At 61.6% G+C, this 25,633-nt stretch carries 29 protein-coding genes; 12 read left to right on the forward strand and 17 right to left on the reverse strand.

Going from position 1 to position 25,633, the window contains the following annotated elements; translation table 11 throughout:
• Nucleotides 1-83: 83 nt before the first annotated feature.
• The 3 genes from P3S72_RS29355 to P3S72_RS29365 form a co-directional block, all read right to left on the reverse strand.
• Entirely contained in the window at nt 84-716 is a 633-nt protein-coding gene (locus tag P3S72_RS29355; protein WP_247406615.1) for a LysE family transporter, read from the reverse strand.
• 88 nt (nt 717-804) lie between these two features.
• Nucleotides 805-1,377 carry a mechanosensitive ion channel family protein gene (locus tag P3S72_RS29360; protein ID WP_276195395.1) on the reverse strand — a complete coding sequence of 191 codons (573 nt, stop codon included), beginning with the start codon at nt 1,375-1,377 and terminating at the stop codon, nt 805-807.
• Nucleotides 1,377-3,287 carry an ATP-binding cassette domain-containing protein gene (locus tag P3S72_RS29365; protein WP_276195396.1) on the reverse strand — a complete coding sequence of 637 codons (1,911 nt, stop codon included), beginning with the start codon at nt 3,285-3,287 and terminating at the stop codon, nt 1,377-1,379. Before P3S72_RS29365 ends, P3S72_RS29360 begins: the two co-directional genes overlap by 1 nt.
• A 50-nt stretch (nt 3,288-3,337) precedes the next feature.
• Here P3S72_RS29365 and P3S72_RS29370 point away from each other — a divergent pair, with 50 nt between their 5' ends.
• Nucleotides 3,338-3,802, forward strand: coding sequence for a TIGR02444 family protein (locus P3S72_RS29370; protein WP_276198012.1), 465 nt, complete (start codon nt 3,338-3,340; stop codon nt 3,800-3,802).
• Here the strand turns inward: P3S72_RS29370 and P3S72_RS29375 are convergent.
• Complete coding sequence (locus P3S72_RS29375; RefSeq protein WP_276195397.1) at nt 3,799-4,902, reverse strand: AlgP family protein; 1,104 nt, start codon at nt 4,900-4,902, stop codon at nt 3,799-3,801. The two genes, P3S72_RS29370 and P3S72_RS29375, sit on opposite strands and share 4 nt — an antisense overlap.
• Before the next feature lie 192 nt (nt 4,903-5,094).
• On the opposite strand from P3S72_RS29375, the gene P3S72_RS29380 reads away from it, so the two are divergent.
• Nucleotides 5,095-5,772: an FKBP-type peptidyl-prolyl cis-trans isomerase gene (locus tag P3S72_RS29380; RefSeq protein WP_276195398.1), complete on the forward strand. Its 678-nt coding sequence runs from the start codon at nt 5,095-5,097 to the stop codon at nt 5,770-5,772.
• A gap of 54 nt (nt 5,773-5,826) precedes the next feature.
• On the opposite strand, the gene rsd is transcribed toward P3S72_RS29380, so the two are convergent.
• The 7 genes from rsd to P3S72_RS29415 form a co-directional block, all read right to left on the reverse strand.
• Nucleotides 5,827-6,285, reverse strand: coding sequence for a sigma D regulator (gene rsd, locus P3S72_RS29385; RefSeq protein ID WP_276195399.1), 459 nt, complete (start codon nt 6,283-6,285; stop codon nt 5,827-5,829).
• 208 nt (nt 6,286-6,493) lie between these two features.
• Entirely contained in the window at nt 6,494-7,015 is a 522-nt protein-coding gene (locus P3S72_RS29390; RefSeq protein ID WP_276195400.1) for a disulfide bond formation protein B, read from the reverse strand.
• 237 nt (nt 7,016-7,252) lie between these two features.
• Complete coding sequence (locus P3S72_RS29395) at nt 7,253-8,494, reverse strand: heme biosynthesis protein HemY (protein ID WP_276195401.1); 1,242 nt, start codon at nt 8,492-8,494, stop codon at nt 7,253-7,255.
• A gap of 5 nt (nt 8,495-8,499) precedes the next feature.
• Nucleotides 8,500-9,615, reverse strand: a complete 1,116-nt coding sequence (locus P3S72_RS29400) for a uroporphyrinogen-III C-methyltransferase (protein ID WP_276195402.1) — start codon at nt 9,613-9,615, stop codon at nt 8,500-8,502.
• A gap of 18 nt (nt 9,616-9,633) precedes the next feature.
• Nucleotides 9,634-10,392 (reverse strand): uroporphyrinogen-III synthase, encoded by a 759-nt coding sequence (locus tag P3S72_RS29405; protein WP_276195403.1) that lies wholly within the window; start codon nt 10,390-10,392, stop codon nt 9,634-9,636.
• On the reverse strand, nt 10,389-11,330 hold the full coding sequence (hemC, locus tag P3S72_RS29410; RefSeq protein ID WP_276195404.1) for a hydroxymethylbilane synthase: 942 nt from the start codon (nt 11,328-11,330) through the stop codon (nt 10,389-10,391). The genes P3S72_RS29405 and hemC overlap by 4 nt, the downstream gene beginning before the upstream one ends.
• 126 nt (nt 11,331-11,456) lie before the next feature.
• Nucleotides 11,457-12,203: a LytTR family DNA-binding domain-containing protein gene (locus tag P3S72_RS29415; RefSeq protein WP_253400091.1), complete on the reverse strand. Its 747-nt coding sequence runs from the start codon at nt 12,201-12,203 to the stop codon at nt 11,457-11,459.
• Between the two features lie 502 nt (nt 12,204-12,705).
• Here P3S72_RS29415 and argH point away from each other — a divergent pair.
• Nucleotides 12,706-14,100 (forward strand): argininosuccinate lyase, encoded by a 1,395-nt coding sequence (gene argH / locus P3S72_RS29420; RefSeq protein WP_276195405.1) that lies wholly within the window; start codon nt 12,706-12,708, stop codon nt 14,098-14,100.
• 56 nt (nt 14,101-14,156) lie between these two features.
• Here the strand turns inward: argH and P3S72_RS29425 are convergent, their stop codons facing one another.
• Entirely contained in the window at nt 14,157-14,816 is a 660-nt protein-coding gene (locus P3S72_RS29425) for a glutathione S-transferase (RefSeq protein WP_276195406.1), read from the reverse strand.
• Nucleotides 14,817-14,941: 125 nt separating this feature from the next.
• Between P3S72_RS29425 and P3S72_RS29430 the strand changes: the two genes are divergently transcribed.
• From P3S72_RS29430 to P3S72_RS29440, 3 genes are all read left to right on the forward strand, one after another.
• Nucleotides 14,942-15,226 carry a hypothetical protein gene (locus tag P3S72_RS29430; protein WP_276195407.1) on the forward strand — a complete coding sequence of 95 codons (285 nt, stop codon included), beginning with the start codon at nt 14,942-14,944 and terminating at the stop codon, nt 15,224-15,226.
• 152 nt (nt 15,227-15,378) lie between these two features.
• Entirely contained in the window at nt 15,379-15,633 is a 255-nt protein-coding gene (locus tag P3S72_RS29435; RefSeq protein ID WP_247401881.1) for a TIGR02647 family protein, read from the forward strand.
• Nucleotides 15,634-15,803: 170 nt separating this feature from the next.
• Nucleotides 15,804-18,644 carry a class I adenylate cyclase gene (locus tag P3S72_RS29440; protein ID WP_276195408.1) on the forward strand — a complete coding sequence of 947 codons (2,841 nt, stop codon included), beginning with the start codon at nt 15,804-15,806 and terminating at the stop codon, nt 18,642-18,644.
• Here the strand turns inward: P3S72_RS29440 and rnk are convergent.
• The 3 genes from rnk to cyaY all read right to left on the reverse strand — a co-directional run bounded on the left by rnk (nt 18,641) and on the right by cyaY (nt 19,751).
• The gene (gene rnk / locus P3S72_RS29445; RefSeq protein ID WP_247401875.1) at nt 18,641-19,051 is read right to left on the reverse strand and encodes a nucleoside diphosphate kinase regulator; all 411 of its coding nucleotides are present in this window, start codon (nt 19,049-19,051) and stop codon (nt 18,641-18,643) included. The genes P3S72_RS29440 and rnk overlap by 4 nt on opposite strands.
• A 131-nt stretch (nt 19,052-19,182) precedes the next feature.
• Nucleotides 19,183-19,401, reverse strand: a complete 219-nt coding sequence (locus P3S72_RS29450; RefSeq protein ID WP_276195409.1) for a DUF1289 domain-containing protein — start codon at nt 19,399-19,401, stop codon at nt 19,183-19,185.
• Nucleotides 19,402-19,403: 2 nt separating this feature from the next.
• Complete coding sequence (gene cyaY / locus P3S72_RS29455) at nt 19,404-19,751, reverse strand: iron donor protein CyaY (RefSeq protein ID WP_276195410.1); 348 nt, start codon at nt 19,749-19,751, stop codon at nt 19,404-19,406.
• Between the two features lie 238 nt (nt 19,752-19,989).
• Here cyaY and P3S72_RS29460 point away from each other — a divergent pair, with 238 nt between their 5' ends.
• Genes P3S72_RS29460 through P3S72_RS29485 form a run of 6 tightly spaced genes read left to right on the forward strand, consistent with a single transcriptional unit; the run spans nt 19,990 to nt 24,572 of the window.
• The gene (locus P3S72_RS29460; protein ID WP_048723727.1) at nt 19,990-20,157 is read left to right on the forward strand and encodes a lipoprotein; all 168 of its coding nucleotides are present in this window, start codon (nt 19,990-19,992) and stop codon (nt 20,155-20,157) included.
• 9 nt (nt 20,158-20,166) lie between these two features.
• Nucleotides 20,167-21,414, forward strand: a complete 1,248-nt coding sequence (gene lysA, locus P3S72_RS29465; protein ID WP_276195411.1) for a diaminopimelate decarboxylase — start codon at nt 20,167-20,169, stop codon at nt 21,412-21,414.
• A gap of 3 nt (nt 21,415-21,417) precedes the next feature.
• A complete protein-coding gene (gene dapF / locus P3S72_RS29470) occupies nt 21,418-22,248 on the forward strand; it encodes a diaminopimelate epimerase (RefSeq protein ID WP_276195412.1) in 831 nt (276 codons plus the stop codon).
• Between the two features lie 13 nt (nt 22,249-22,261).
• The gene (locus P3S72_RS29475; protein ID WP_276195413.1) at nt 22,262-22,978 is read left to right on the forward strand and encodes a DUF484 family protein; all 717 of its coding nucleotides are present in this window, start codon (nt 22,262-22,264) and stop codon (nt 22,976-22,978) included.
• Nucleotides 22,979-22,980: 2 nt separating this feature from the next.
• Nucleotides 22,981-23,880 (forward strand): tyrosine recombinase XerC, encoded by a 900-nt coding sequence (xerC, locus tag P3S72_RS29480; RefSeq protein WP_046381665.1) that lies wholly within the window; start codon nt 22,981-22,983, stop codon nt 23,878-23,880.
• Nucleotides 23,877-24,572, forward strand: coding sequence for an HAD-IA family hydrolase (locus P3S72_RS29485; protein WP_276195414.1), 696 nt, complete (start codon nt 23,877-23,879; stop codon nt 24,570-24,572). The genes xerC and P3S72_RS29485 overlap by 4 nt, the downstream gene beginning before the upstream one ends.
• A 96-nt stretch (nt 24,573-24,668) precedes the next feature.
• Here P3S72_RS29485 and sutA read toward each other — a convergent pair whose 3' ends face one another.
• Together sutA and P3S72_RS29495 are read right to left on the reverse strand one after the other, a co-directional pair.
• Nucleotides 24,669-24,995 (reverse strand): transcriptional regulator SutA, encoded by a 327-nt coding sequence (gene sutA / locus P3S72_RS29490; protein WP_247406754.1) that lies wholly within the window; start codon nt 24,993-24,995, stop codon nt 24,669-24,671.
• Nucleotides 24,996-25,099: 104 nt separating this feature from the next.
• Nucleotides 25,100-25,525 carry a secondary thiamine-phosphate synthase enzyme YjbQ gene (locus tag P3S72_RS29495; RefSeq protein ID WP_017845176.1) on the reverse strand — a complete coding sequence of 142 codons (426 nt, stop codon included), beginning with the start codon at nt 25,523-25,525 and terminating at the stop codon, nt 25,100-25,102.
• Nucleotides 25,526-25,633: the final 108 nt, after the last annotated feature.

Consider the following 25,633-nt stretch of genomic DNA (forward strand, 5'->3'; position numbering starts at 1 on the left):
GCAGCACCTCGGTGTATCAGTTACACCAAGGTGCTGCTATCGCAGGCAAGCCAGCTCCCACATTTTTGCTGCGGTTTCGTCAGTTACGCCGTTGCGCGATGCAAGCTGGCCAGAAACCCCGCCGCCCCCACGAACAACCCGGCAAACGTGCGGTTCATGCGTTTTTGCTGCTTGGGCGTGCGCAACAGGCGCAAGACCTTCGACGCCAAGCCGGTATACCCCGCCATCACGATCATATCGACGCTGATCATCGTCGCGCCGAGGATCAGGTACTGGGTCAGCAGCGGTGCCTGCGGGTTCACGAACTGCGGCAACACCGCGAGCATGAACACCAGCGCCTTGGGGTTACTGGCGTTGACCAGAAACCCCCGGAACATCATCGCCATCGGCTTGCCAATCGGCCGCACTGCCGCGTCGTCGGTCATGTCCATGGGCAAGGCACGCCACTGCTTGACGGCCAGGTACACCAGGTACGCCACGCCAAACCATTTGATCGCATAGAACGCGGTGGACGACGCCGCCAAAATAGCCCCCAGCCCGCCCGCGACCACGGCAATCTGCATCGCCAGGCCGATTTGCAGGCCGATGGCGTTCCAGTAACCGCGCAGGAAACCGTATTGCAGGCCGCTGGACATCGAGGCGATGGCGCCTGCGCCAGGGGAAAGGGAGATGATCCAACTGGCGAGGAAAAAGGCCAGCCATGTGTCGAGTGCCATTGCACACCTCAGCAGCGAGTTTGCGGTTGTGCCTTAAGCTAACTCTGCCGACCGAAGGCTGGCTATAGATTTTTACAAGATGTGAACGCTAGCGCTCGCCCGGCATCACCGCACTGTCGCGCCAGCGTCGCACCGAGCGCTGGAAGAACAGGCTATTGGGCACCTGCACCGTCACTCCGCCGGTCCCCGCCTCTTCCACTTCGATCAGCGTGGTGTAAAGCAGATTGATCGCCACGACGCGGCCCTTCACACCCGGTTTGTCGACGGTGTCCACCAATTCGACGATGTCACCCAGGCGGAACGGCCCGACGGTGAAGATCAGGATCGCGCACAACAGGTTGGACAACACCGACCACATGGCGAAGAACGCCACCGCCGCCACCGCGACGAACCCCGACAGCGCGGTCCACAACACCGTGGCGGACACGCCCAGGCGTTCCAGCACGAAGATCAGCGCACTGCCCATGATCAGCCAGCGCAAGCCGCCGCGCAGCGGCATCAACAATTGCGGCGGGAAGGGGTAGCGCTCACCCAGTCGGGTCAGGCCCTTGGCGACAAACCGCTGGGTCAGGTAGCCAGCCAGCAGGATCAGCAGGACTTGCACGCCGATCCACACAGGCTCGACCCATTGCGCCGGCAGCGGCAGTTGCAGCGCTTCCATCAGGACAGCGCCTCCAGCTCCGCTTGCAGGCTTTCGAGCAGTTCGAGGGCTTCCATCCAGCTTTCCTCCAACTGACCTTCACGGACCTTCAGCTTGGCCTGCTCGGCCAGCAGATCGCGCAGTTCATCCTTGCGTGCCGCTTCGTACACGGCACTGTCGCCCAGGCTGGTCTCGATCTTGGCCAGACGTTCGTGGACCTTGCCCAACTCGGCTTCCAGCTTGTCGGCGTCGCGCTTGTGCGGCGCCAACTGCTGGCGCAGGGCGGCGGCGGCCTGGCGCTGGGCCTTCTTGTCGGTTTTGTCCGGGTTGACGGGCGTGTTGCTGGTCGGCGCGTTACGCAGGCGGTAATCCGTCAGCCAGCGCGCATAGTCCTCAAGATCGCCGTCGAACTCTTCGACTTTGCCATCGGCCACCAGCAGGAAGTTGTCGGTGGTGCTCTTGAGCAAGTGGCGATCGTGAGACACCACCAGTACCGCACCACTGAATTCCTGCAACGCCATGGTCAGCGCCAGGCGCATTTCCAGGTCGAGGTGGTTGGTCGGTTCGTCGAGCAGCAACAGGTTCGGCCGGTCCCAGGCGATCAGCGCCAGGGCCAGGCGGGCTTTTTCGCCGCCGGAGAAGTTCAGCACCGGCTCATCGATGCGCGCACCCCGGAAGTCGAAACCGCCGAGGAAGTCGCGCAGAGTCTGCTCGCGCTCGGTCGGCGCCAGGCGCTGCAAATGCAGCAACGGGCTAGCCTTGGCGTCCAGGGAGTCCAACTGATGCTGGGCGAAGTAGCCCACCACCAGGTTCTCGCCCCGGGTCAGGCGACCGGCCAGGGGTTGCAGTTCGCCCGACAGGTTCTTGATCAGCGTCGACTTGCCCGCGCCATTCGGTCCGAGCAGGCCAATGCGCGCGCCCGGCGTGAGTTGCAGTTTGACCTTCTCGAGGATGGTTTTATCGCCATAGCCCAAGCGTGCATCGGACAGATCGAGCAACGGGCTGGAGATCTTCGCCGACTCGCGGAACACGAAATCGAAGGGCGAATCGACGTGGGCCGCCGACAGCTCTTCCATGCGCTCCAGCGCCTTGATCCGGCTCTGGGCCTGGCGGGCCTTGGTGGCCTGGGCCTTGAACCGGGCGATGTAGCTTTCCATGTGCGCGCGCTGCGCCTGCTGCTTCTCGAACGCCTGCTGTTGCTGGGCCAGGCGTTCGGCGCGGGCGCGCTCGAACGCGCTGTAGCCGCCACGGTAGAGGGTGATTTTCTTCTGTTCGACGTGGGCGATGTTGTCGACCACGGCGTCGAGAAAATCCCGGTCGTGGGAAATCAGCAGCAAGGTGCCTTGATAGTTCTTGAGGAAATCCTCCAGCCACAGGATCGCATCGAGGTCCAAGTGGTTGGTCGGTTCGTCGAGCAGCAACAGGTCCGAGGGGCACATCAGTGCCTGGGCCAGGTTCAGGCGCATGCGCCAGCCGCCGGAGAAGTCGGCGACCGGGCGGTCCATCTGCTCGTTGGTAAAGCCAAGGCCGGCGAGCATCTTGCGCGCACGGGCGTCGGCGGTGTAGCCGTCGGCGCTGTCCAATTCCGCGTGCAGGCGGGCCTGAGCGGCGCCGTCCTGGGCTTTCTCGGCCTCGGCCAGGTCGTGTTGCACCTGGCGCAGACGCAGGTCGCCATCGAGCACGTAGTCGATCGCGATGCGGTCCAGGGTGTCGATCTCCTGGCGCATATGGGCGATGCGCCAGTCGGCCGGCAGCAAGCAGTCCCCGGAATCCGGGGTCAGCTCACCCAGCAACAGGGCAAACAACGTGGATTTGCCGGCGCCATTGGCACCGATCAGGCCGGCTTTGTGACCGGCGTGCAGGGTCAGCTCGGCGTCTTCAAGAAGACGTTGCGGGCCACGCTGTAATGTTAGGCTTTGAAGTCGGATCATAATGGCGGCGGAGTCTACCAGCTTCGTTGGCCGCTGGCTTGGGTGTGAATATGTGCGCTGACCTGTGGAGCTTTGCCCTCTCGACTTACGCCCGCACGGGCGTCGAGGCCGCGTGCCTGCGTTTGCAGGAACAAGGCGCGGATGTGTGCCTGTTGCTCTGCGGGGCGTGGCTGGAACGGCGCGGTGTGGCGCTGACGCTTGAACGCACGCAGGCGCTGAGGCAAATCGCCGAGCCGTGGCAATCGCAGGTCGTTGAACCGTTGCGACAGGTGCGCATGCAATGGCGGGCCGTGGCGCAGCAGGATCAGCCCTTGGCGGCGTTACGGGAGCGGGTCAAGGCCCTGGAGCTGGAGGCGGAACGCGAGTTGCTGACACGCCTGGCAACGCTGGCAACAGCATGGCCGACAGGCGAAGCGATGGGTCAACGATGGCTGGAAGGACTGGCGGCCGAGGGAGCCGCCAACCTTGACCACGACGCGCTGCAGCAGATGCGCGTCGCAGTCACCGGCGCTTAGGAAGCGCTGGTTGGGGTGTTGCTTGGCGCGACCGGTGCAGGAGTGCTGCTGGCCGATGCGGTTGGAGCGGCGGACACTGCTGGGGTAGCAGCCGATCCTGCCGGGGTGGCTGGCTTGGCCGATGCTGGTTTTGCAGCAGCAGGTTTAGCGACTGGCTTAGCGGCAGCGGCTTTAGCGACCGGCTTGGCGGCTGGTTTTGCGGCAGCGGCTTTAGCAACTGGCTTGGCGGCTGGTTTTGCAGCAGCGGCTTTAGCAACTGGCTTGGCGGCTGGTTTTGCGGCAGCGGCTTTAGCAACTGGCTTGGCGGCTGGTTTTGCAGCAGCGGCTTTAGCAACTGGCTTGGCGGCTGGTTTTGCAGCAGCGGCTTTAGCAACTGGCTTGGCGGCTGGTTTTGCAGCAGTGGCTTTAGCAACTGGCTTGGCGGCTGGTTTTGCAGCAGCGGCTTTAGCAACTGGCTTGGCGGCTGGTTTTGCGGCAGCGGCTTTAGCAACTGGCTTGGCGGCTGGTTTTGCAGCAGCGGCTTTAGCAACTGGCTTGGCGGCTGATTTTGCAGCAGCGGCTTTAGCAACTGGCTTGGCGGCTGATTTTGCAGCAGCGGCTTTAGCAACTGGCTTGGCGGCTGGTTTTGCGGCAGCAGCTTTAGCAACTGGCTTGGCGGCGGCCTTAGCCGGCGTCTTCGCTGCAACGGCTTTCACCGGTGCACGAGCGCCCAGCACTTTCGATACAGCTTCCTTCACACGACCAACGCCCTGGGCCAGTTTCAGGCTTTCTTGAGCATCTTTTTTGAGTTGGGAAATATAGGTGCGGGTTTCGGCTTGGCGATCCTTGAGGGCGTCCAGCAGGTCCTCAAGTTCTTTGACTGCGTCTTTGGCTTTGGCTTGAGCCTTGGCCTTGCCGGCAGTGGCGGCGTCTTGCAGTTTGATGCGGGATTTGTGCAGTTTTTCTTGCGCTTTACCGCGTTGTTTTTCCAACTTGGCGAGCAGTTTTTCTGCATCAGCCAAGGCTTGGGAACACGCGCTTTCCAAATGTTCGAGCAGGCTGCCCGAGAGTTGTTGGAGTAAGTGCAACGGGGTATTTACAGGCTTCTGTTTGGCCGACATGGTTTACCTCCTGGCTGACGTGGGTGCGGCTCATACTAGCCCTCTGCTCTTACCGCCGCTAGCGCATGTTGACAGTATCGTTTGCCTTGCGTTGCACCGTGCGAAAAATCTTATCGATATAACGGAAAACCACGCCACTTTTTATCCACTCACACTGGCATAATCCGTCGCACTTTCGGCTGGAGAAGACCCATGTCGCGTTACCTTTTTCTTGCGCTTGGCTTGGCGATTTCCGTGGCCAATGCCAGCGAGCCTTCGCCGTCCAAAACCACTGCCCCAGATGCGCACGACCTCGCGTACAGCCTGGGCGCCAGCCTCGGTGAGCGGCTGCGCCAGGAAGTCCCTGACCTGCAGCTCCAGGCCTTGATCGATGGCCTCAAGCAAGCCTATCAAGGTAAACCGCTGGCGCTGGATAACACGCGCATCGAACAGATCCTGGCGCAGCATGAAGCGCAGGACGAAGCCGATATTCAGGCACCCCAAAGTGAAAAAGCCCTGACGGCCGAACAGCAGTTTTTGACCCAGGAAAAAGCCGCGAGCGGCGTGCGCGAATTAGCCGATGGCGTTCTGCTCACCGAGTTGACGCCCGGGACCGGCAATAAACCGTTGGCCAATGATGAGGTTCAGGTGAAATACGTGGGGCGATTGCCCGATGGGACGGTGTTCGATCAAAGCACCCAAGCGCAATGGTTTCGTCTAGACAGTGTGATCAGCGGCTGGAGCAGCGCGCTGCAACAGATGCCGGTGGGCGCGAAATGGCGCCTGGTGATTCCGTCAGCACAGGCCTATGGCGCCGACGGTGCCGGTGCGTTGATCCCGCCTTACACACCCTTGGTATTCGAGATCGAATTACTCGGCACCCGGCATTGACCCAATAAAAAACGGTGCGTTATGCGCACCGTTTTTTTATCTCATCACCAAGGGTCAGGCCTGAGCGACAGCCACATCCCGGTGAGCATTGTGCAGCACTTCGATCAGGCAATCCTCAAGCTCGAAACGCTCATGGAGCAGGCCACCCAGCTCTTTGAATTTTTCCGCAACACACTTGCCGGCATCACACAGGTCATTGAACGCCAGCAACTTCTCGGTGATCACATCGATGCGTGGGTAGAGGGTATCGGCCAATTCAAGACCGCGCTGATCGTCGAAGGCTTCAGCCTCCTTGGTCAGTTGCTCGTAGATGCCGAAATGACCGGCAGACACGTAGTCCACCAACACACCGCAAAACGCCTGCAACGGCTTGCGATTCTTCGTCAATGCTTCGGGCTCCGCGCCGAGAGCATCAAACGCCCGAACCAGTTCGTGGCGTGCCTTCAGCCAGCTATCGATCAGCTTGTGCACCCCACCCCAGCGTTCCTGAGCATTCTGACAACTTTCCAGCATGATGATCTCTCTTCCCTATAGGGGCGCTGCCGCTGTGTGCCCGCGCAATACTTCAAGGATAAAGCGGCAGCCGGACAAAGCCGTATCTGACAACGGTTTCAATAACGCATTCGGGCCAGATTATGCCCGCATGACTATGGCTTCAAGGTACGCAGGAGAGAAAGTTCATACAAGTGTTTAATCCCCTCCTACAACCTACGACCGGTTTTCAGCGTCTCGACAGGCGCAACGGTTGGCTGAATATCAGCCGTGAAAATTGCATGAAGCCCAGGATCAGCATCGCCACGAAAAACAACAGACTCCACTCCGGAAGGCTCAAATCGAACAGGGTCCAAGTGATTTCCACGCAGTCAACGGTGCCGTTGAAGATCGAGCGCAGCGCCTGTGAAAAAGACAGGCTTTCGAGCATGTACTGCAAACTGGGCCAACAATGGCTGGCCTGATCCGACGTGGTGTTCTGCAATAACACCTGGCGCACGGCGGTAATTGCGCCAAGCGCGGCACAGCCTGTGCTCGCCAGCCCATACCCATAGACGCCGTAGCGTTTGGGGTTATGCACAGCCGCTACCAGGTTGATCAACGTAAAGGTGGCGAGGAATAGCCGTTGTACCTGGCACAGAAAGCAGGGCCGCAGCAGCGCGCCATATTCCAGGTAGAAAGACGCACCCAACGTCAGCGCACCGGCCATGAACGCCAGGAAAAACAAGGAGCGTGAGGGGGCCAAAGACATTGTTTATCCGTACCGCGAGAGATAGGCCGTTACGGTAGAGGAAAGGCCTGACCCCTTTCAATACGCGTTAGAGCAGACGATTCCGCGAAAACGTAGGGACATCCCGCCAGAACTTGGAGGACATAACCTGACGCAACGTAGGAATATATTACGCACCCAGTTAAACCGAGTCTTTACACAGAACCAAAAGGTTGGCTGTCGGACGCATCCGAGCCAACCCTCGCACCACTTCCTACTTCAACCCTGCGCCGGCACGGGTAACGGTGAGGCGAGCAAACGGTTGTCCAGCAGGCCCAAGCCTTCCTGGAACAACTGGTTGCTGCGCTCGGTGTCACCCAACTGGGCCAGCAGGCGTGCCAATTCGGCACACGCCTCGGGGTTGCGCTGCACTTGCAGGCTGCTTTCCAGGTAGTCCCGCGCCTTGCCCCACAGACTGTTTTGCAGACACAGGCGACCCAGGGTCAACAGCAAGCTGGCATCACCTGGATGGTCCTTGAGCCAGCCCTCGGCAAACTTCAACTGGCGGGCCGGGTCACTGCCGCGCAACAGGCCATACAGGCGGATCAGATGGCTGTCATAAGCCCGCTTGATCGCGCTGCGCAACACTTCCTCGGCCTTGGCATCAGCGCCCAACTGGCGCAGTTGCTCGGCGTAGGCCAACACCAATTGCGGCTCCTGGCGTTGGGCGGACGTCAGTTGTTGCCAGGCGCGCTCAAGCGCCTGCAAACCCGCTTCGCCCTGCTCTTCACGCTGGACGGCCAGGCTCAGGTTTTCACCCCAGGCACGGCGCTCCAGCTCGGCCAGTTCGCCGGCCGGCAACACTTTGTCCTTACGCAGCTCAGGCAACAGACGAATCACTGACGACCAATCGCCCCGCTGCTGATGCAAGCGTTGCAACTGGCGCAACACTTGGGCGTTATGGGGATGACGCTCGTGCATGGCCTGCAAGGTGATCAGCGCGCCGTCGGTATCGCCACGGTCCATCTGCAATTGCGCATGGCTCAAGGCAACCGCCAGTTCGGCCTGGGGCTGACGCTCGAGGGCACGCTCCAGCAAACCGTCGCACGCTTCATATCGCCCTTGCTCATTCGCCGCCCGGGCCGCGCCAAGGTAATACAGCAACGGCTGACGTTCGGCTTCGGCGGCACGATGCAGGTGGCGTTCGGCACTGGCCCAGCGGCCTTCGGCGAGGTCCATCTGGCCCTGCTCGATCGCGATCTGCACGCGACGGCTGCGGTTACGCCGCGACCACGGGTTGACCACGCCGCCCGAGGTGCTCAGCAGGCTCAACAGGACACGAATCAGGTAGATCGCCAGGCCGATGACAAACACCGCCACCAGGGTGGCCCACAGGCTCGACTCGTAATGCAGCAGATGGGGATAGGTAATCAGCACGTAGCCTGTGTGTTTCGAAATGCCCACAGCCAGCGCCAGGGCGATCGCAATCGCCAGCACCAGGATCACATAGAAACGCTTCATCGGCTCTACTCCTGGCTCGCCGGCGTGCCAGCCGAAGCCTTGGCTTCGTCGGCAGGCGAGTGACGACGTTCAAGGTATGCCTGCACGGCAGCCAGGCTGGCAGCCAGGTCCGGGGTCACGACCGAGACAGCCTTGGGCTCAAGCTCGGCGATACGCGCCAGCATCGCTTTGCTCTGTGGGTTGTCCTGGTTGAAGTTGTCCTGCAACACGCTGCGCGCCTCACCCAGCGAACGGCTGTACACCGCCGATTCACCATTGAGCGCAGCCCACTGCGCTTGCTCGAGGGCCAGGCTCAGGGCTAGGCGCACCTGGTTCAGGCCTTGGCCGGCGAGCAGCGGGCGAATGTTGTCATCCGGGTTGAAGTCGATGCGGAAGTAACGCGAGAGCTGCTCCCACCATTGGCTCCAGCGGTTTTCCGTATCGGTCGTCGGACGCCCTTGGGGCGCCGGTTCCTGAAGCTGGTATTCCGGCGCGATCGCCGCCAGTTGCACGACTTGATCACGCAAGGCCGCGAGCTGCAGGTACAGCCCGGTACGGTCCGGCTGTTCGGTACTGCGCAACGCGGCAAGGCTCTTGGCCAATTGCTCGCGCGCGGCGTAGGAACCCGGATCGCTCTGCTCGCGAAGAATCTCGTCGGCGCCCTGGACCAGCGACTGCGCGCTGTTGATATCCTGCAGGGCAGACAAGCGCAAACTCGCGAGACGAATCAAGTGTTCGGCTTCAGCCAGGCGCCAGTCCTTGCGGCTGGCTCCCAGCACGGTTTCCAGACGCTGGCCCAAACGCTGCTGGTCGCCCTGCAACTGCGCCACCAGACGGCGGCGCTCTTCCAGCTCGTCCGCACCCGGCAGTTGCGCCAGGCGTGCCGCCAACTGTTGCTGGCTTTGCTTGAGGGTCTGGGACTGGTCGTCGAGGGTCTGTACCTGGCTCAGCTGTTGCTGGCTGCTGGCTTGCAGGGCGCGGACCTGCCAGATCCCCCAGCCGCCGGCGGCAACGCCCGCAGCACCCAGCAGCAAGGCGACGATTGCCAGGCCATTGCCACGGCGCGGCGCGGTGACCGGTGTCTGGCCCGACGCATCGAGCGCGGGCTGAGCTTCATCTTTAGGCAAGGCTGTTTCGCTCACGTATCCATCCTTTGCGTATCAGAGAGTGGGAACGGAATGGCTCCGTAACGCCACTAACAAAGCCGCAGCACTCGCGCCGCGACAATCCACAACTTTTTCTGCGCCAGCGGCCCGCGCTATCTCATAGACTCGCGGGCTGGGCACGAACAGCGGCAGCCGCGCCACCTGTGGCCAATCCGGGCCGGCCAGGGCTTGCAGGTGTAAAAAACCCTGCCCACTGCTGACCACCAGGCCGTTCAAGCGTTCCAACTGGATGCGCTGCATGAGTACCCCCGGGTCGTAGGCCGGAAGAAAACGGCGATACAACTCCAGATAGTCGACACTAGCACCTTGCTCGCGCAAGCGCTCCGCCAGCAGCTCTCGCCCACCCTCGCCGCGCAGGATCAACACCCGTGCATCAGCATGTGCAATAGCCTCGCGCAAGGCGGGCAAGGCAAGCAAGGCCTCGCTGTCGTCGCCGCTGGGGGGATAATGAACGTCCAGGCCCTGTTCGGCGAGGACCTGCGCGGTGGCGGCCCCCACGCTGAACCACGGCAACTGCGGCCAGCGTCGATCCAAGCATTGCACGCCAAGGCGCGCCGCCGGTTTGCTCACCACAATGACCGCGCAATAGCGGCCCAGGTCAGCAAAGACCGCCTGCTGCGCAGGCGTGACCGGCAAGGCTTCGATCTCCAGCAACGGCAGGCTGCTGCTGAAAATCCCGACATCGGACAACGACGCCGCCAACAGCGCAGACTCCTCGCCAGGCCGCGTCAGCAGCACACGCCAATCGGTCACTGCGGGCCGGCCTCGCCGTAGACTTTTTGCAGAATGGCACCGGCACCCTTGTCCAGCAGCGCTTCGGCGACCTGGATACCCAGCGCCGTCGCATCACGCTGCGGCCCGCGCACTTGCGCGGTGATCAAGTTGCCGCCGTCAGGGTCGCCCACCAGGCCACGCAGCCACAGGTTTTCCCCTTCCAGCACGGCATAGCAGGCGATCGGCACCTGGCAGCCACCGTTGAGGTGTTTGTTCAGGGCGCGTTCGGCGGTGACACGGACGTCGGTGTCGTGGTGATCGAGCGGCTTGAGCAAGGCGTGAATTTCACGGTCGGCGGTGCGGCATTCGATGCCCACTGCGCCCTGCCCGCCGGCGGGCAAGCTGTCTTCGACGCTGATGACCGAGGTGATGCGGTCTTCGAAGCCGAGCCGGATCAAACCGGCCGCCGCGAGAATGATCGCGTCATATTCACCGGCATCCAGCTTGGCCAGGCGGGTGTTGACGTTGCCGCGCAGGAAGCGGATCTGCAAATCCGGACGACGCGTCAGCAACTGGGCCTGACGACGCAGGCTGGAGGTGCCGACGATACTGCCCAACGGCAGCTCATCCAGGGACGCATAGGTATTGGACACGAAGGCGTCGCGCGGGTCTTCACGCTCGCAGATGCAAAACAGGCCCAGGCCTTCGGGGAAGTCCATGGGCACGTCTTTCATCGAGTGCACGGCGATGTCGGCTTCGTTTTCCAGCAGTGCGGTTTCCAGTTCCTTGACGAACAAACCCTTGCCGCCGATCTTCGACAGCGGCGAGTCCAGCAGCTTGTCGCCGCGACTGACCATGGGCACCAGGGACACCAGGAGGCCAGGGTGGGCCTGCTCGAGGCGTGCTTTGACGTATTCGGCCTGCCACAAGGCCAGGGCGCTTTTACGGGTGGCGATGCGGATTTCGCGAGAGGACATGGATCAATCCGTACTGAATAGATACGGGAGATAATAACAGCTCAGGAAAATTCGCTTTGATTTGAATCAGCAAGTGCGGGGCCTCCCTGGCCGCAGCGCACCGCGATCACCGCTACAGCCCTTGCGCTAAAGCTGCTGCATCATCTTGCGCACGCCGGCGACATGACGCCGACTGACAATCAAAGCATCGCCGTTAAGCCCTTTCAGGAATAACTGAAAGTGCCCCAAGGGCGTGCGCTGCAGGCGTTCGATGCGCTCACGGGCCACCAGCGCATTGCGGTGGATGCGCACGAAACGGTCGCCAAATTCATCCTCAAGGGCCTTGAGCGGCTCATCAAGCAGCACTTCGCCAGCCTCGTGACGCAGGGTCACGTACTTGTGATCGGCGATGAAGTAGACCACCTGGCTCAGCGGGATCAGCTCGATACCTTTACGGGTGCGCGCACTGATATGGCTGCGCGGCCCGTTACCGCTCTGGGCGGCGGGCTGGGTCAGGGCGGCAAGCTGGATGCGATTGGGGCGCTCGGCCTTTTTCAGCGCCTTGAGCAACGCCTCGGCAGTCACCGGTTTGACCAGGAAACTGACACCGCTGGCTTCCAGGGTTTCGGCAGGGAACTCTTCCTCGGCGGCACACAACACCACGGCGGGTGGCGATTCGCGCTCGCTCAGGCGGGCGGCGACTTGCAGGCCATCCAGGCCCGGCATGCGGATATCGAGCAGCACCACATCCGGCTTGAGGCTGTCGATCAACGTCAACGCCTCCTCGCCCGTGGCGGCGCTCGGTTCAAGGACTGTATAACCCTCGAGCTCACTGACCAGACGGCTCAGTCGCTCGCGGGCTTGGGGTTCGTCATCAACGATCAGGACATTCATATTGCGCTGGATTCCTGCGTGAGTCTCGCACAAGGATAGCGTAGACAGGTGCGGTGACGTGCGTCACAGCGATCCACGCTAAGACTAGCGCGAGCGGCAAAAAGTGCCCCGAGAGCGACACTCATATTTATCCGGACCTGTTCAATAGCGCCCAAAACCTGCCGCCCTTGGGCATCGTCGTAGGGTTTGCTGATACACAATCCGAATACCCCCCTTGTTTAATGGTAGTCAGGGTTATGACCGCATCACCTGACTTTGGTGCATTCACACACTATCAGTCCAACTGTAGACGCTCGCCGAGACGACATTGCTCATTCGTCAAATATCGTTTCAATAAGCACCTTTGCCCAGTCTCTTCCCGGACGCGGTCGGCGGCAAGGCACTTAGCCATCCTTTGCACAAATAAAAATGCCGACCACCCACAGCACCGCCTCCACGGGCAACCCTGTTATTATCGGCGTCACACCTCCACGCCTCTTTTAAGCAGATCACGAGCGAATCCATGAGCACCGACAAGACCAACCAGTCCTGGGGCGGCCGCTTCAGTGAACCCGTCGACGCCTTCGTCGCCCGCTTCACCGCCTCCGTCACCTTCGACCAGCGCCTGTACCGCCACGACATCATGGGCTCGATCGCCCACGCCACGATGCTGGCCAAGGTCGGCGTGCTGACCGACGCCGAGCGCGACAGCATCATCGACGGCCTGACCACCATCCGTGGGGAGATCGAAGCCGGTACGTTCGACTGGCGCGTCGATCTGGAAGACGTGCACATGAACATCGAGGCCCGCCTCACCGATCGCATCGGCGTGACCGGCAAGAAACTGCACACCGGGCGCAGCCGTAACGACCAAGTGGCCACCGATATCCGCCTGTGGCTGCGTGACGAAATCGACCTGATCCTGGCCGAAATCACCCGCCTGCAAAAAGGTTTGCTGGAACAGGCCGAGCGTGAATCGGACACTATCATGCCCGGCTTCACCCACCTGCAGACCGCACAGCCCGTGACCTTCGGCCACCACTTGCTGGCCTGGTTCGAAATGCTCAGCCGCGATTACGAGCGCCTGGTGGATTGCCGCAAGCGCGCCAACCGCATGCCATTGGGCAGCGCCGCACTGGCGGGCACCACGTACCCGATCGACCGCGAGTACACCGCACAACTGCTGGGTTTTGACGCCGTAGGCGGCAACTCCCTGGACGGTGTGTCGGACCGCGACTTCGCTATCGAATTCTGCGCCGCCGCCAGTATCGCGATGATGCACCTGTCGCGCTTCTCCGAAGAACTGGTGCTGTGGACCAGCGCGCAATTCCAGTTCATCGACCTGCCCGACCGCTTCTGCACCGGCAGCTCGATCATGCCGCAAAAGAAAAACCCCGACGTGCCCGAGCTGGTACGTGGCAAGAGCGGCCGCGTATTCGGCGCGCTGATGGGCCTGCTGACCCTGATGAAAGGCCAACCCCTGGCCTACAACAAGGACAACCAGGAAGACAAGGAACCGCTGTTCGACGCTGCCGACACCCTGCGCGATTCGCTACGTGCCTTTGCCGACATGATCCCGGCGATCAAGCCCAAGCACGCGATCATGCGGGAAGCGGCGCTGCGCGGGTTCTCCACTGCGACCGACCTGGCTGACTACCTGGTACGCCGTGGCCTGCCGTTCCGTGACTGCCACGAAATCGTCGGCCATGCCGTGAAATACGGCGTGGAAAGCGGCAAGGACCTGGCGGAAATGAGCCTGGAAGAACTGCGCAAATTCAGCGACCAGATCGAGCAGGACGTGTTTGCCGTGCTGACCCTGGAAGGCTCGGTGAATGCCCGCGACCACATCGGCGGCACTGCGCCGGGGCAGGTAAAAGCCGCCGTCGTGCGCGGCCAGGCACTGCTCGCCAGCCGCTAAAAGCATCAATGTGGGAGGGAGCAAGTCGAACCGTCGCACCGCCCCTCCCACATTGCTTACTTCTTCGCCGCCATCATCGCCATGAACGCCGGCATCGCCGCTTCCCTGTCCGCCGCCACCTTCATGGCGTTAGGCATGGCATGCAAGCGCTGCAGCAACGCCTTCGCCTCCGGCAATTCTGCCAGCAGATCCAGGCCAAACAGTTTCTCGCCCACGCCGCAGGCGAGGTTCAGGCTGTACATGAAATACAGATCGGCAATCGTAAAGCTCTCCCCAGCGACATAGGGCGCGAACTTGCCGTGCCGAGCTAAAGACCCCACCCCCAGCAGCAACTCGGCCCGGGCTTTGTCCTTGATCGCCTCCGGCACCGGCATGCCGAAAAACGCTTCGGCGAAACAGGCACGGGCGGGTAGCTCGATGTACAGCTCGATTTCCCTGCACAATGCCAGCACCTGGGCGCGCTGAAACGGCTCCGCCGGCAACAGTGCAGTGCCTTCCTGGGTTTGCTCGATGTATTCGAGGATCACACTGGTTTCGTTGATAAAGCCCTGTTTGACACCCAGCACCGGCACCTTGCCCCGCGGGCTGACCGTCAGGGCTGCGGGCGTTTGCCCGGCAAAAAAAGGCACCTCTTCGAACGCCAGGCCTTTCTCCATGAGCGCCAGCTTGACCATGTTGTAGTAGTTGCTGACCGAAAATCCGTACAGTTTGAGCATCGCAAAGCCTCCAGGCCGTGTGCGGGGTTGGCTGCATGAGTTATAGATCCGCCCGACCAACCTGGCTAGCAGCATCACCTGCCTGAATGGAGGTAGACTGGCGCCCTTTCCTTGAGGAGCCTGCCATGAGCGAGCCGACCGATATCGACAACGACGAAGAAGAGTTCACCGAAAGCACGCTGACCCAGGCCATCGAAAACCAGATCGAAAGCGACAATCCGCCTGCCGCCAAGGCCACGTTCAACAAGCTGACGCTGGTGGGTTACGAGCGCGAAGAGATTTTGAATCTGATGGCCCATGTGCTGGCAGTGGAAATCGACAAGATGCTCGACGAAGACCGCGCCTTCGATACCGACTGGTATGAAACAGCCTTGCGCGCGCTGCCCGAACTGCCGCCTGAAAACGCCTGAACCGGCCGCCTGCGTGGCAGGGAAGCGTGCTTCCTCGCCACAACACTGCGCCATATCAACACCCGCGAGTTTCCCACTGGACAGCCCGCCAAAGTACGTTCACCTTAGGGCCTGCTAGCCTCTAACAAATTCTTAGAAAGTCTGGAGTCCCTATGTCGTATACCCCTGAGTTGGTTGCCGAACTGGAAATCCTTGCACTCTTCAACCTGGGCAGCTCCCAGGAAGGTCTGAAAGTCCATCAGACTGCCGCACCGACCGCTATCGCCGCCGCCAAACGCCTGTTCGAGAAAAAACTGATCGACCAACCGGACGGAGGCTACCTGACCAGCCTTGGCCGGGACGCCGCAGAACAAGCCCAATCCCTGCTGACCATCCTGACCACCACCACGACCAAAGAAGCTGCCTGATTCCGGATATCGCCCATGGGGTCCGCCTGCCGCGGATTCCTAGGGCGTTGCCGTGGACTGGATAAAATTCTGACGCCAAAAAGCGCTTCCCCCTCTAAACCTCCTACGCTTCTGACTGTAAACTCCTACACGGCCGCCCATGTCGGGCCTTGCGCGCCACCGAGTTCGACATGACCCGCACCCATGAAATCCGCCCCGACTTGGACGAAGGCATCGACCGCAAGGTGCTGGCCCAGTTGCGCGCGCGCTTCATGGCGCTGAACGAAGGGCGTATGGCCAGGGCCATCGAAGGGCTGACGCCGCGTCAGCAAAGCGTATTGACCCTGCTGCCGCTGTTTTTTCACGTTAATCACCCGCTGTTGCCCGGTTACGTGTCAGGCAGCACCCCGGCCGGGCTGTCGAATTTCGAACCCGACGCCCAGGCCCTGAGCGAAGCCCAACGCCTGACCCGTTCGTTTTCCTACAAACCGCGCCACGGCAAACCGCCGCAGCCGATCCATGGCCTGTTCCTGATGGGCAGCCTCGGCACCCTGGCCCAGGCCGATCAAAGCGACATGGACGTGTGGGTATGTCACGCCCCCGACCTGGGCGAGAACGAACTGGTCGAGCTGCGCAAGAAATGCCAGTTACTCGAAGCCTGGGCTCTGAGCATGGGTGCCGAAGCGCATTTTTTCCTGATCGAGCCGAGCCGTTTTGTATTGGGCGAGCGCGACACACAACTGAGCTCCGACGACTGCGGCACAACCCAGCACTATTTGTTGCTGGATGAGTTCTATCGCACCGCGATCTGGCTCGCCGGCCGCACGCCGATCTGGTGGCTGGTGCCGGTGTACGAAGAAATCCGCTACGCCGAGTTCACCCACACGCTGATTTCCAAACGCTTTATTCGCGCCGATGAAACCCTCGACCTCGGTCATCTGGCGCGCATCCCACCCGGCGAATTCATTGGCGCCGGGCTGTGGCAACTGTTCAAGGGCATCGAATCGCCCTACAAGTCGCTGCTCAAGCTGCTGCTGACCGAGGTCTACGCCAGCGAGCACCCGAATGTGCAGTGCCTGAGCCTGCGCTTCAAACGGGCGGTGTTCGCCAACAAGATGGACCTGGACGAGCTGGACCCGTATGTCGTGGTCTATCGCCGCATCGAGGAGTACCTCAACGCGCGCAACGAGCCGGAACGCCTGGAACTGGTAAGGCGCGCACTGTATTTGAAGGTCAACCGCAAGCTCAGCGCCGGCCAGCGCACCCTCGGCTGGCAGCACCTGTTGCTGGAGCGCCTGGCCCGTGAATGGGGCTGGGACCCGCGTCAACTGGCCCTGCTCGACAGCCGCAGCCAGTGGAAAGTGCGCCAGGTGGCCTCCGAGCGACGCGCCCTGGTCAATGAGCTGAACTACAGCTATCGCTTCCTGACCCAGTTCGCCCGCACCGAGCAGACCGTCAGCCTGATCAATAAGCGCGACCTCAATGTGCTTGGCCGCCGTCTCTATGCGGCGTTTGAACGCAAGGCTGGCAAGGTCGAGTTCATCAACCCCGGCATCGCCCCGGACCTGGCCGAAGACACCCTAACCCTGGTGCAATCCCCCAACCGCAAGGAACCAGACCAGCATCATTGGGGGCTATACAACGGCAGCCTCACCGCTCTGGAATCGGAGCACTTCGCGCCGATCAAGCGCAGCCGCGACCTGCTGGAAATGCTCACCTGGTGCCACCGCAACGGCGTGATCGACAGCAGCACCCGCCTAGCGCTGCACCCGGGCGTCAGCGACATGACCGAATTCGAACTGTTCAACCTGCTGGGCAGCCTGCAACAGACCATCGCCCTGCCCCTGGCCAGCGTCGATGAAGATCGTCTGCTGCGCTCGGCGGTGCCGGAAGAGGTGTTGCTGCTGATCAACGTCGGCGTCGACCCGCTCAAGCACCACCGCGACCTGAACATCCTGATGACCACCGAGCGCACCGACTCGCTGAGTTACGCCGGCGTGCGTGACAACCTGGTGCTGACCCTCGATCAGGTCACGCTCAACAGTTGGAACGAGGTGATGGTCAGTCGCTACGACGGCCCCCATGCCCTGCTCGATTGCCTGCGCGACTACCTCAACCAATTGCCGTCGGACCACCTTCCACGCCTGCGGGTGCGCTGCTTCTGCCACAACCGCGCGCAGTTCATTGCCCGGCGCGTGGAAGAAATCTTCGACACCGCGCAGAACCTGCTGCTGGGCCAGGGCAACCATCGCTACCTGCTGCAGGTGCAGCAGCACTATCACGTGATGGAGCTGATGCCAGGCCAGGCTACCCACGTATCACTGGCGACGCAGGACGCGCTGATCGCCTACCTCAGCGAAGAACTGGCCAGCTACAGCCCATTGCACCTGGACGCGATGGCCCTGGAAGACCACGACCTGGCGCTGCTGCTACCGATGGGAATGGCCAATTGCGTGCAGGTGTTTTACCGGGTCAACGAAGGCTTCGCCGAGCTGTACGTGCTGGATGAGTTCAATGCGCTCTGGCAACAACGCTTGCCGTTCCACGATGAACAGAGCCTGTTGGCGCCGTTGCAGCGCTTTCTGCAGTCGATCATCTATCGCCGGGACGCGTTGTCGCCCGTGGACCCGCAAGAACCGCTGGGCGCGGTGCAAACCCTGTATTACCAACTGCTGCCATCGGGCAGCAACCGCGCACGCAGCATCGAGTCTCGGCCGGCGCCGCAAAACCCGGCCAACAAGCCGTTTTATGACGTGCAGGCGATTATCGGCAAGGCGACGCCGGGCCAGGTGGGGATTACCCTGTACTGCAATCAGCGGGAATTTTCCGAACTGGAGTTTGGCGACCAGCTGTTTGCAGTGGTCGCCCAGGAGATCGTCGGGCAGCGCCGGGAAACCGAGCGCTACCGCTGCTATATCACTGATCTGGACCTGTCGGGTCTGCTCGGTGATGTGCACAGCCCGAGCAATTTGTACCTGCGTTACAAGGCCGAGCTGGAACAGGCGCTCAATGAAGCGCTGAGCCGGACCTAGAGCGAGAACGCACCGCCGTCTTTGGGCTGGTTTTCTACACTGAGCAGTTCGAGCTTGAGGGTTTTGCCGCCGGGCGCAGGCCAGTCGATGTGCTGGCCCACTTTGAGGCCGAGCAACGCGCTGCCCACCGGCGCCAGGATCGAAATCTTGCCTGCGTCGGCATTCGCATCCTTGGGGTAAACCAGGGTCAGGTGATAGTCCTTCCCGCTGCCTTGCTCGCGGCAATGCACGCTGGAGTTCATGGTCACGACATCTGCAGGCACTTCATCGTGGCCAACCACTTCTTCGGCGCGGTCGAGTTCGTGTTGCAGGGCTTCTACGCCCGGCGAGTTTTCGCCGACACGGTCGATCAGTTGCTCAAGACGCTGCACGTCGAGACGGGTAAGAATGATGGAAGGTGCGGTCATGATTCAGGCAGACTCCTTTTTTCTGCACAAAAAAGCAAAACCCCGCCAGGAAAAGGCGGGGTTCTCACGGACCTCGATGAGTTGAGGTGTACCCGGACACTACCACAGCACCGTAAATAAACAAGAAGGGCTCAAGGCGCGACTTTGCGCCGCTCGGCTTGGGCCACGATCACTCGCCGCCGCTGATCGTCGGCGGAGCGCCATTCACGGATGTCTTCCACATGGCGAAAGCAGCCAAGGCAGACTTTTTGCTCGTCCAGCCGACACAAGCTGATACAAGGTGACGGCACCGCCGCGCTGACATTACTGAACAACGGCTTGGGCGGACGTACAGGCGCTGACTGGTTCACGATCAGTTCTCGTCGGGGTTCAGCTCATCGAAGCCCAACTCGACGCCGGCCTGTTCCAGCGTGATGCGCGCGAGCATTTCGCTGAGCAGCTCATCGCTGGTGTCGCACTGCCAATTGCGGTCTTCTTCGTTGTAATCGAAGTGAAAACCGCCGGAGCGTGCCGCCAGCCACAGTTGGCGCAACGGTTCCTGGCGACTGAAGATCAGTTGAGTGCCGTTCTCGAACTTGACGGTCAGCACCCCGGCCGAGTTTTCCAGGTCCACATCCAGGCCGCTCTCGTCGAAAATATCTTCCAGCGCGTGCTGGGTCGAATCCACCAGGTCGTGAAAACGGGCTTCGGTCAAACTCATTGCGGCAACCTCAAAAGTGTCTGGTTTTGCTCAAGCGCCGCACGATACGGTCGCGCTCCGCCGATTGCAAAGGATACCGAGTTCGTTACCGATGACGGTAAGAAATATCCCCGACTACCGTAAGCCGCTTCGCTACTGTCTCGGCAAACCCCCGCCGGACGGGTATTTCGGTGCATAGGCAAGCTGGCGGGTGGTCGGTATACTCGGGCGCAATTAATGCATATTCAAGGATTTCGCCATGAAGCGCCTGATCTCTTCCCTTGCTGCGCTCGTCGCGGTCGCTTGCCTCGTTAGTGCCTGTGGTCAAAAAGGCCCGCTGTACCTGCCTGATGACAGCAAAGACCCAAATGAACAGGCGCAATCGTCGCAGAAACCACAAAAAGCGCACAAGCACGACACTTACTAAGGGAAACCCATGGACGCTTTTAACTACCGGAACGGCGAGCTGTTCGCGGAAGGCGTGGCGCTGTCCGCAATTGCCGAGCGCTTTGGCACCCCGACCTATGTGTACTCGCGCGCGCATATCGAAGCCCAATATCGCGCCTTCACCGACCCGTTGAACGGCGTGCCGCACCTGGTGTGCTACGCGGTCAAGGCCAACTCCAACCTGGGCGTGCTCAATGTCCTGGCGCGTCTGGGCGCCGGTTTCGACATTGTCTCCCGTGGCGAGCTGGAACGGGTTCTGGCCGCTGGCGGCCAGGCTGACAAAATCGTCTTCTCCGGCGTCGGCAAGAGCCGCGAAGACATGCGCCGCGCCCTGGAAGTCGGCGTGCATTGCTTCAACGTCGAATCCACCGACGAACTGGAGCGCCTGCAAGTCGTCGCTGCCGAGATGGGCGTTCGCGCGCCGATCTCCCTGCGCGTCAACCCGGACGTCGACGCCGGCACCCACCCGTACATTTCCACCGGTCTCAAAGAGAACAAGTTCGGCATCGCCATCGCCGACGCCGAGGACGTGTACATCCGCGCCGCCCAACTGCCGAACCTGGAAGTGCTGGGTGTCGACTGCCATATCGGCTCGCAACTCACCACCCTGCCTCCGTTCCTGGATGCCCTCGACCGCCTGCTGGCGCTGACCGACCGCCTCGGCGAGTGCGGCATCTACCTGCAGCACATCGACCTCGGTGGCGGCGTGGGCGTGCAGTATCGCGATGAAGAGCCGCCGCTGATCGGCGACTACATCAAGGCCGTGCGCGAACGCCTGGAAGGCCGCGACCTGACGCTGATGTTCGAGCCGGGCCGCTACATCGTCGCCAACGCCGGCGTGCTGCTGACCCAGGTCGAGTACCTCAAGCACACCGAGTACAAGGATTTCGCCATCGTCGACGCGGCGATGAACGACCTGATCCGCCCGGCGCTGTACCAGGCCTGGATGAATGTCACTGCCGTAACGCCTCGCGACAGCGAAGCGCGCGCCTATGACGTCGTCGGCCCGATCTGCGAAACCGGCGACTTCCTGGCCAAGGATCGTCAACTGGCCCTGGAAGAAGGCGACCTGCTGGCCATTCATTCGGCTGGTGCCTACGGGTTTGTCATGAGTTCCAACTACAACACCCGCGGACGTGCCGCCGAGGTGCTGGTGGACGGTGATCAAGCGTTTGAAGTGCGTCGCCGCGAGACGGTAGCCGAGTTGTATGCTGGCGAAAGCCTGCTGCCGGAGTAAGCCATGCTGTTGCGTTTTACCAAGATGCACGGGCTGGGCAATGACTTCATGGTCCTTGACCTGGTCAGCCAGCATGCGCACATTCTGCCCAAGCACGCTAAACAGTGGGGCGACCGCCATACCGGCATCGGTTTCGACCAGTTGCTGATCGTTGAGGCGCCCAGCAACCCGGAGGTGGATTTCCGTTACCGGATCTTCAACTCCGACGGTTCCGAAGTGGAACAGTGCGGCAACGGTGCGCGCTGCTTCGCCCGCTTTGTGCTGGACAAGCGCCTGACCGCCAAGCGGCAGATTCGCGTCGAGACCAAGAGCGGCGTGATCGAGCTGGATGTCCGCAGCGACGGCCAGATCAGCGTCAACATGGGCGCGCCACGCCTGGTGCCGGCGGATATTCCGTTCCAGGCCGCCGAGCAGGCCACCTGCTACACCGTTGACGTCGACGGCCAGGCTGTCGAATTGGCGGCCGTGTCCATGGGCAACCCCCATGCGGTGCTGCGCGTCGATGACATCAATAGCGCGCCGGTGCATGAGCTGGGGCCGAAGATCGAACATCACCCGCGCTTTCCGGCACGGGTCAATGTGGGCTTCCTGCAGGTGATCGACCGCTCCCGCGCGCAATTGCGTGTATGGGAGCGCGGCGCCGGTGAAACCCAGGCCTGCGGCACCGGTGCTTGCGCCGCTGCCGTGGCCGCGATCAGCCAGGGGTGGATGGATTCGCCGCTGCTGATCGACCTGCCCGGCGGACGCTTGTCCATCGAATGGGCAGGCCCCGGCCACCCGGTGATGATGACCGGGCCGGCCATGCGCGTATACGAAGGACAGGTCCGTCTATGAGTGAGCCAAGCAAATGACCGATAAGCCTCAAGTACCCGCACAAGCATCCCCGAGCGTCAGCCTGGAGGCCGCTGCTGTCGCGGCGTACCTTGAGGCTAATCCGGACTTCTTCGTCGAGCACGAAGAACTGCTGCCGGCCCTGCGCATCCCCCACCAGCGTGGCGATACAGTGTCGCTGGTGGAGCGGCAGATGAAGATCCTGCGCGAGCGCAACATCGAAATGCGCCATCGGCTCTCGCACTTGATGGACGTAGCCCGCGATAACGACCGCCTGTTCGACAAGACCCGGCGCCTGATTCTGACGCTGATGGACGCCACCAGCCTGGAAGAAACGGTGATCGCTGTGGAAGACAGCCTGCGCCAGGACTTCCAGGTGCCCTTCGTCAGCCTGATCCTGTTCAGCGACAACCCGATGCAGGTAGGCCGCTGGGTCAGCGGCGGCGAAGCGCAAACGGCGATTGGCGGCCTGCTTTCCGAAGGCAAGACTATCAGCGGCACCTTGCGCGAACATGAGTTGGACTTTTTGTTTGGCGCCGAGCAGCGCCAGCAGATCGGCTCTACCGCGGTGGTTGCCCTCAGCCATCAGGGCCTGCATGGGGTACTGGCCATCGCCAGCCGTGATCCTGCGCACTACAAAAGCTCGGTGGGCACGCTGTTCCTGACCTACATCGCCGAAGTGCTGGGCCGCGTACTACCGCGTTTCACCACCGCCCTGCGCGCGGTGCGCTAACCATGGAACGGCAACTGGACGCTTACTGCGCTCACCTGCGCAGCGAGCGCCAGGTGTCGCCCCACACCCTGGAAGCCTACCGACGGGACTTGAACAAGGTTCTGGCCTACTGCGAAAAGCAGCAAATCCCCAGTTGGAAAGCCCTGGATATCCAGGGGCTGCGCAGCCTGATCGCGCGCCTGCACCAGCAGGGCCAATCTTCCCGCAGCCTGGCACGCCTGCTATCGGCGGTGCGCGGCCTGTATCACTACCTCAACCGCGAAGGCCTGTGCGATCACGACCCGGCCAATGGCCTGGCCCCGCCCAAGGGCGAGCGGCGGCTGCCCAAGACTCTCGACACCGACCGCGCCCTGCAATTGCTCGATGGCGCCGTCGAGGATGATTTCCTGGCCCATCGCGACCAGGCGATCCTGGAGCTGTTCTATTCTTCGGGCCTGCGTCTGTCGGAACTGACCGGGCTGAACCTTGATCAACTCGACCTGGCCGACGGCCTGGTGCAAGTGCTCGGCAAGGGCAGCAAGACCCGCGTGCTGCCGGTGGGTAGAAAAGCCCGGGAAGCCTTGCAACTGTGGCTGCCCCTGCGCGCACTGACCAACCCGGCGGACGACGCCGTGTTTGTCAGCCAGCAGGGCCGGCGCCTGGGCCCGCGGGCGATTCAGCTGCGGGTCAAGGCGGCCGGCGAGCGCGAGCTGGGGCAGAACCTGCATCCGCACATGCTGCGGCACTCGTTTGCCAGCCATTTGCTGGAGTCGTCCCAAGACCTGCGCGCGGTGCAGGAACTGCTCGGCCACTCCGATATCAAAACCACGCAGATCTACACCCACCTGGATTTCCAACACCTGGCAACGGTGTACGACAGCGCCCATCCACGGGCCAAACGCATCAAGGGCGGCGACTCATGAGTATCAAGCTGATCACCTTCGACCTGGACGACACCCTCTGGGACAACGTACCCGTCATCATCAGCGCCGAAGCGTCAATGCGCGAATGGCTGGCCACCCACGCCGCCAAGGTCGGCGAACTGCCCCTGGAGCATTTCGCCAGCCTTCGCCAGCACGTGCTGGAACGCCATCCCGAACTCAAACACCGCATCAGCGTGCTGCGCCACCGCGTATTGATGTACGCCTTCGAAGAAGCGGGCTACCCGCAGCCGCAAGCCGAGGAAATGGCCGATGTGTGCTTTGAAGCGTTCATTCATGCACGCCACCAGCTCACCGTATTCCCCGAAGCCGAGCCGATGCTGCAAGCGCTGCGCAAGCACTTCTTGCTGGGGGTGATCACTAACGGCAACGCGGACGTGCAGCGTGTGGGCCTGGCGGACTACTTTCACTTTGCCCTGCGCGCTGAAGACCTCGGCATCGCCAAGCCGGATGCGCGGTTGTTTCAGGAAGCGATGCAACGTGGTGGCGTGGACGCCAGCGCAGCGGTACATGTTGGCGATCATCCGGGGGATGACATCGCGGGAGCCCAACAAGCAGGATTGCGCGCGGTGTGGTTCAACCCGACGGGCAAGGTCTGGGAGGCGGATCAACACCCGGATGCGCAGATTCGCAGCCTGACGGAGTTGCCACCGTTGCTCCGCAGTTGGCAGTAACGCTGTCGCGGCAACACCGCTGGCTCATAGACATTGTTTCAGGCATGAAAAAGCCCGCAGCGACGGCGGGCTTTTTCAGCAAGCGGGAAGCTGACCTCAAATAGGTCGGCTGCCGTACTTGTTATCCGGTTTCTTGGGCGGGTCTGCCACCACGTTGGCCTCGACTTCCTGCACTTTGCCGCCTTTAGCGAGGAACTCTTCCATCGCACGGGCCAGCGCATCGCGCTCTTTGTTCTTGGCTTCAACGCTCGGCAGCTCATCGACCGAAACTGCGGCCTTGACCTTGCCTTTGGCTGTTTTGGCAGGCGCATCATCGCCACCGTCATCGCCTTCGTCAGGAGCGTCTTCCGCTACCGCCTCCAGCTCTTCGGTATCGTCGTCCTCACCTACTTCCAGGTCGTCTTCCAGATCATCGTCGCTCATGTTCTACCTCATGACTTGCGAAAAGCAGATTAGTTATAGCCCAGCTTCGCCCTCTGTCGAAGGTCGCCGGAAAAAAAATCAACATCCACCGGATAACCAATGGCTTATGCCCCATCACCATGCAAAGTGGCGAGGACTTTACGAGCACCGCCATGATCACGGTGCTCGCCCAGATAAACACCTTGCCAGGTCCCCATCGCCAAGCGGCCGGCCTTGACCGGCAAACTCAGCTGGCAGCCCAGGAGACTGGCCTTGAAGTGCGCCGGCAGATCGTCCGGGCCTTCGTCGTTGTGTTCGAACCCGGCTCGGCCTTGCGGCACCAGCGAGTTGAAAAAACGCTCGAAGTCACGACGAACCGCCGGATCGGCATTCTCGTTGATGGTCAACGAGGCCGAGGTATGCTGCAGCCACAGATGCAACAGGCCCACGCGACACGCCTTCAATTCAGGCAAGCCGGCCAGCAACTCGTCGGTTACCAGGTGAAAGCCCCGGGGCTTGGCCCGCAGGGTAATCAGGGTCTGTTGCCACATACAGTTCTCCGCCCATCGGCGCGCATTCTAGCGCGCTCAGGGAAAAAACAAAGTGCCGAATACGCCTACATGCCTGTAAGACATTCGCATCCGGAAAAGTGCCGTGTG

The organism is Pseudomonas sp. D3, assembly GCF_029320995.1.
Classification (GTDB): Bacteria; Pseudomonadota; Gammaproteobacteria; order Pseudomonadales; family Pseudomonadaceae; genus Aquipseudomonas; species Aquipseudomonas paraveronii.